At 45.7% G+C, this 4,904-nt stretch carries 2 protein-coding genes and 2 pseudogenes; all 4 read left to right on the forward strand.

The window, feature by feature from the left end; translation table 11 throughout:
* A pseudogene (locus VB714_RS26710) lies at positions 1-375 on the forward strand (hypothetical protein); the annotation flags it as partial.
* Between the two features lie 9 nt (positions 376-384).
* Positions 385-1,824, forward strand: a complete 1,440-nt coding sequence (locus VB714_RS26715; RefSeq protein WP_323228333.1) for a hypothetical protein — start codon at positions 385-387, stop codon at positions 1,822-1,824.
* A gap of 10 nt (positions 1,825-1,834) precedes the next feature.
* The gene (locus tag VB714_RS26720) at positions 1,835-2,626 is read left to right on the forward strand and encodes a hypothetical protein (protein ID WP_323228334.1); all 792 of its coding nucleotides are present in this window, start codon (positions 1,835-1,837) and stop codon (positions 2,624-2,626) included.
* A 147-nt stretch (positions 2,627-2,773) separates the two neighbouring features.
* Positions 2,774-4,904, forward strand: a pseudogene (locus VB714_RS26725) (hypothetical protein); the annotation flags it as partial.

Raw genomic sequence — 4,904 nt, forward strand, 5'->3', positions numbered from 1 at the left:
AGCTGGGCGGCTTCGATGATGATGGAACCGGAATTCGCCGAAGAATTCCTCAATGGATTGGCAGAATTGATTCCAAGTGAAGTCTTTTCCGGTCGCTTGCGATCTGCCGCTTACGTCCGCTATATTTCCGAACCCCGACAAATTAGTTCCGCCGCCTGGGAAGTGGATATTATTGCCACGAGAACCATTTTTGACGAGACCGCCCGCACTCAAAGACAGGTCATTCCCTTTAATAAAACTTTCTTAATTCGTGCCGTTGCTATTCCCACTTCTCCTCTGGGAGAGAATGCCAATTCTTATGAAAAAACAATCTATAAAATGCGGTCATCGGGTTTAGAAATCACTGCTATTACCAACTATGACGATACTCCTTAATTAATATCGATGAACGCTCCAAACTCTCCTCATTTAGACCCCCTCGAACAAGAAGAAATCGATCGCGAAGAAGAGCGAGAAATTGCCGGATACGACCCCGATCGCCCCCTCGAATTGGATGCCAAATATCGATTGGCATTGGATGAAGAACAGCCCCCACCCCAACCCGTAGAAGAACGGGGATTTCCCCGCGCCATCTTCGTTACGGCAGGCGTAGGAGGCTTTCTGCTGGCACTCCTCGGCATTTGGCTGGTCGTCAAGCCGCGATCGCCCGAGATAGCGCAACCCAAATTGACCCCAGACCCCACCCCAACCGTCACCGAAAAGGAAACCGACTACAACGCCAAAGTTGCGCTGGCATTACAGGGACAGGAGATTCGGGAATTAGAGGAAGAACCGACTCCTCAACCCTCTCCCTCACCTAAAATAGAGGTGCGAGAAGCGCCACCCAAACCCGCGCCCCAACCTCCCCCGCGAATTCAAAGCGCACCCCCACCCAGAACCACCGTCACCCGTGCCGCACCACCGCAGCCCGAGCGAAGCCGAAGCCCCGCTCCCGTCGATCCTCACGATCGCTGGAATCAATTAGCCGCTCTCGGTCAAGTCCAAACTACACCGCCAGAACTTCCCCCTGCAACTGTTACGGAAGATTTACCCGCAGAACCTCCCAAAAGCGCGATCGCCAATGTCGATCTGAATTCCAACTCCGATAAAGAACTCAGTCCGGGAGCGCAAGGAATTCTCACTCGCAATCGTTCCACCGCCGCAAATGCTCCCACGAGACGGGCGATCGCTTTCGGAAAAACTGCCCCTGCAACCATTTCCGTCCCTTTGCTCTGGGACGAAGGCAGTGGCGAACAACTCTACAATCGCTTTGCCGTTACGCTTTCCCAGGATGTCATCGCTACGGATAATCAGTCTGTTGCCCTGCCTAAAGAAACCGTTCTTGTGGCAGAAGCGCAATTGGTGGGCAAAGATAACCGCTTCGTTCAAGCCAGCGCGATCGCGGTCATTTTCAAGGATTCCCGAGGGGAAATCCAACAACAGTCCCTCCCTGCCAATGCCATTCTCATTCGCGGGGAAGAAGGAGATCCGCTTATCGCACAAGAGTATTTCGATCGCGGTTCGGAGACTGCCGCACGAGATATTCTCACGAGCGTTCTCTCGGGAATCGGGCGCATTGGCGAAGTCTTCACCGAACCCGAACGCATTTCGACGTTTTCGGGTAGCGGCAGCACTTCTTCGAGTTCGACCACCATTCGCAGTCGAGAACCGCAAATTTGGTCGGCTGTCCTCGATGGCTTCTTCAATCCTCTCGCCGATCGCCTCTCCCAACGTTCCGATGCGCGGTTGCAAGCCATGCTCGAAAAAGCCAATATTGCCGTTATTCCCGTGGGAACAAAGGTGACAATCTCGGTCAATAGCATGATGGTGAAAATCGTTCGTTAATGGATTAGTTATGAATCTACAGTCTTTTGTTTTCGGTACGACTTTCAGCGCGATCGCTCTCCTGACTCCCCTTGCTCCGGCATGGGGACAATCTTCTGGCTATCAACAGGTGGAACGCGATCGGGCCGAACGGGGCGCGATACGGCTAAAGCCACGCTTCGCGAACGATGTGAGGGTCTTTCCGGGGCGCATGAGTGCTATTGATTTTTCCCAAACGGATGAAACCATTTTCTATGTCGGTTTGGCGGATCCCTCTCGCGTTGTCTTCAATACAGATGTGCCGTTGGCTGGAGGTTTAGCAAAAACGATTTTTCTGTGTCCCATTCAACCTCTACGTTTTCCCAATGCGACGACAGCAGCCGTAACCAATCTTGCGGTTAAAACAATTGATGGGAGGGGCAGACAGCGACTTTACAACTTTAATATCGTTCGAGGGGGAAATTCGCAGGCTTTGGGAGTTCGCATCGTTCCCTATGTGTCGGGGAATACGACGGCTATTCAATTGGATGGCAGGCGATCGGCGAGTTTTGACGATATCGAGTTGGGGTTGCAAATTGCCATTCGTCGCGGTTATACCCCTGCGGACGATCCGGTTGTTTACGGCGTGCGGCAATTTCTGGCTCTGGCTCGCAATGGGGTCGCGCTTCGGGAAGCGACTCGCACGGCTGGAGTAGATTTGGCAGTTTTGAGCGAGTTGGGGAAGATTGCTCTGGAACGAACTCGATTAAATCCAAGGAATCGCGAGGAGTCAAGACCCAATAGTGGGGCAGCCGCTAATGTTCGCAAAAAACCTAAAATCTAAATCTTTAGTTTAAACTGAGGCTCATAGAAATGATAAAAAACTGTATTATAGATTGAAGGAGCTTACGGATTTATTGAACAACCGTACAATGTTGAGACATTGAAGAAGGTAAGATCGTGTACTCTCATCAAAATAGGAGGATGATATATGCCATTGCCCGGTGGAGCACCCGATAAAATTGGCAATCGTTATGAGGGACGATGGACAATTCATTGTATGCTCGATGTTATGGAGGAAAAAGCTAATTTTATTCGCCTAGAAGAACCTGGATTAGATGCTTTTGAATTTTACCTACAACGCGGCGATCGCCTCGAATATCACCAAGTTAAACGACAGGAGAGCTGTTTAGGACATTGGACATTAAACAACTTAGAAACAAAAAATATTCGTGTTCTCTCCAATTTCTGGAAAGCACTTCAAGAACCTGATATAACTTGTATTTTTGTTTCTACCCGCAGCGCTGGAAAACTTGAAGAACTCACGGATCGTGCTAGAAGCGCAACTTCTTTTGCCGAGTTTCAACAAGAATATCTTAAAGCAGCAAAAATATCTGAACAGTTTGATATTTTATATAAAAAATGGGAGGACAATTCATCTAATTTATCTAAGCTAGAAGTTTATCGAAAATTAAAGCAGGTTCATATACAAACTATCGGAGAGAATCTTCTTATTGAGATTGTTGAGAATCGTATTGCAGCATTAGTTGAGGGGGATTCTCAAAGCGTTCGTCTGGATTTAGGTGAATTCGCAATCAATAATATTCATCAAAAGCTAACACCTCACGATATTTGGCATTATCTCCAACACCATCGCGGTTATCGTCGTCGTGAATATGCAAAAGATCCTCATGTTCTTGCAGCCGTTGAAAAAAGTACCAATCTCTATTTATCTCAACTCAAAGATGGACATAAAATTATCTCTCAACAAATCGATCGCGATGAAGCAGAGACAGCTTTCAACAAATTGACAGGAACGGAGCAAAAAAGTGTTTTACTGGTTGGGGAAGCTGGGGTTGGAAAAAGTGGCGTAATGCTCCAAACTTTGGAAAAGCTCCAACAACAAGGAATCCTTATTTTCGCTTTTCGCGTCGATCGCCTCGATCCGGTACAGCATCCCGATCACCTTGGGGAACAATTGGGACTTCCTGCATCTCCTGCTACCGTACTGGCAAATATTGCTGGAGATAGAGATTGCGTTTTAGCGATCGATCAACTCGATGCAGTGAGTTCAACATCAGGTCGAAATCCTCAGTTTTTTGAATGTATCCACGAAATTATTAAACAAGCTAAAATTCATTCAAAAATGCGAGTTTTATTAGCTTGTCGAAAGTTCGATCTAGATAACGATTACAGAATCAGACAATTGGTCGATCGAAATGGAATTGCTGAATCTGTAGAAATCAAAAAACTTTCACAAGAAAAAGTTAAAGTAGTTGTTAATCAATTTGATTTAGATGTCAATCGACTAAGCAAAAAACAGTTAGATTTATTGGCAATTCCTTTACATCTTATTCTACTGGCTGAAATTTCTCGTAGTTCAACTCTAGATGCGTTAAGTTTTAACACGGATCGCGAACTATTTGCTCAATTCTGGGAATATAAGCGATCGCAAGTTAAACAATCTCTTGGTAACTCTCATCGTTGGACAAAAGTTATTGATACATTCTGCGACCATATGAGTAGCAAGCAAAATCAAAGTTTATCAATTCCTAAATCCAAACTTGACGATTTAGATGATGAGGTTAAAGTTATGGCTTCAGAAGGAGTTATCATTCAAAATAATAAAAGTTTTAGTTTTTTCCATGAGAGCTTTTTTGACTATGCTTTTGCTCGACGTTTTGCAGCACGCGGTCAGGATTTACTCGCTTTTCTTAAAAGTAGCGAACAGCATCTCTTTCGTCGCGCACAAGTTAGACAAATTTTACTCCACGAACGCGAAGAAGATTTTGAGCAAGAAGATTTTGAGCAGTATCTTAGCGATTTAGAAGAGCTTATAAACAGCGAAGAGATTCGCTTTCATCTCAAGCAAGTAGTGGTAGCATTACTCGGAACATTCAGCGATCCTCGACTCGAAGAATGGAAGATACTTGCTCCTAGAATTACAGACTATTCGAGTCCTATTACTCAGCATATTTGGAGAATGCTTTGGAATGCAAATTCTGTAGAATGGTTTAAACTTTTGGATTCTTTGGGACTGATTGAAAGTTGGTTGAACAAGGACACAGATGAAGAACTACAAAAACGAGTCGTTCAAATCTTGTGGTTTATACAAGAGAAAG

The organism is Spirulina sp. 06S082 (genome assembly GCF_034932145.1).
Lineage (GTDB): Bacteria > Cyanobacteriota > Cyanobacteriia > Cyanobacteriales > Spirulinaceae > CCY15215.

Bases quoted from the DNA above. Each gene is read 5' to 3' on its own strand.
- VB714_RS26720 (WP_323228334.1), top strand. From the start codon at position 1,835: ATGAATCTACAGTCTTTTGTTTTCGGTACGACTTTCAGCGCGATCGCT.
- VB714_RS26715 (WP_323228333.1), top strand. From the start codon at position 385: ATGAACGCTCCAAACTCTCCTCATTTAGACCCCCTCGAACAAGAAGAA.